At 72.3% G+C, this 1,528-nt stretch carries 2 protein-coding genes; one reads left to right on the top strand and one right to left on the bottom strand.

The window, feature by feature from the left end; all coding sequences use genetic code 11:
* Positions 1-333 (bottom strand): FAD-dependent oxidoreductase (locus MCM47_RS40545; protein ID WP_238951810.1); only part of this gene is annotated, 333 nt, incomplete at its 3' end.
* Between the two features lie 315 nt (positions 334-648).
* Here MCM47_RS40545 and MCM47_RS40540 point away from each other — a divergent pair.
* Positions 649-1,528: SGNH/GDSL hydrolase family protein (locus MCM47_RS40540; RefSeq protein ID WP_238951809.1), on the top strand; the 880-nt coding region annotated here is incomplete at its 3' end.

The following is a 1,528-nucleotide window of genomic DNA, read 5'->3' as shown; positions in this document are numbered from 1 at the left end:
CCCCCGCAGCCAGGCCCGCTTCTCGCCGGCGGCGAAGGCGACGTAGGCCTCGGCCCAGCGGCGCGGCCAGGCGTCCTCGGTGCGGTCGAAGCCGGCCGTGCCGAGCCAGTCCTGCCAGGCGAGCGCGTGCGAGTCGCGGATCCGCATCCGGCGCTGCTCGGGCGAGTCGACCAGGAAGAGGCCGCCGAAGGACCAGTGCGCCTGGCCGCCGAACGAGGCCGCGGGCTCCTGGTCGAGCAGGATCACCTTCCGTCCGGCGTCGGCGAGTTCGGCGGTCGCGGCGAGCCCCGCGAGTCCGGCTCCGATGACGATGACGTCGGCGTCCAGGGCCATGCGGGATCCTCCATCGGTGCTCCGGCAGTGCGGTGTGCGCCCGATACTGCGGCGTGCGCCCGATACTGCGGCCTGCGGCGACGGCCAGTCAACCGGCCGGTAACCGGACCCGCGGGCAATTTCGCTCCACCGCGTACCGGAAATACCTCCGATACACCGTGGAGCGAAATTCGAAATACCATCTGACGGAATTTCGGAAATTTCGGTGGAAGGCATGGACGCCCACGAAACCTGGAAGTAACTTACCTGTGAGTAGCTGTGGCCGCGGCTGGCACGACCCCCACCCACCGTCGTTTCTCTCCCCCAGGAGGAACCGTGCTCCGCCCTGCCCGGAAACTCGGCACCGCCCCCGGCCCCCACCCCGCCCGGAACTCCTCGCCGAACTCCCGGACCCCCCGGAACTCCCGGAAGTCCGCCCTGCTCGGCGCCGCCGCAGTGGGCGCCGCGCTCGCGCTGACCTCCACCAGCGCGCAGGCCGCCACCCCCGCGCCGCGCCACTACGTCGCGCTCGGCGACTCCTACGCCGCCGGCGCCGGGGTACCCGGCCAGTCGGCCGGCCTCTGCCTGCGCTCGGACCGCAACTACGGCCACCTGGTGGCCGCCGCGCTCCAGGCCGCGAACTACACCGACGTCACCTGCGCGGCCGCCAAGGTGAAGGCGATGACGCAGGCCCAGTACGACGCGTTCATCCGGGTCAACGACCCGCAGCTGGACGCCGTCACCCCCGACACCGACCTGGTGACCCTGGGCATCGGCGGCAACGACCTCGGCGTCACCGACCTCGGGCTCGGCGACCTCGTCGCCACCTGCATCGCCGGCGCGGTGGTCAACCCGCTCGGCACCCCCTGCAAGGACGTCTTCCACCACGGCCACTGGGACTGGTCCAGCTGGTCCTGGCAGTACGGCGACGACGACCTGGCCGACCGGATCGAGGCGGCCCGGCCGCAGGTCGCCGACGTGCTGAAGCGGATCCACGCCAAGGCCCCGAACGCCAGGGTGCTGCTGGTCGGCTACCCGTCCGTGCTGCCGGCGGACGGCGCGTCCTGCGTCTTCCGCCAGCCGATCGCCCCGGGCGACGTCCCGTACCTGCACGGCGTACTGGGCGAGCTCAACGCGATGCTGAAGTCCACCGCCGCCGCCAACGGCGCCACCTTCGTGGACACCGCGGCCCCGACCGCCGGACACGACGTCTGCT

Source organism: Kitasatospora sp. A2-31 (genome assembly GCF_022288725.1).
Taxonomy (GTDB): Bacteria; Actinomycetota; Actinomycetes; order Streptomycetales; family Streptomycetaceae; genus Kitasatospora.
The sequence above is the reverse complement of the archived record's forward strand: the minus strand, read 5'-3'. Positions and strand labels throughout refer to the sequence as shown.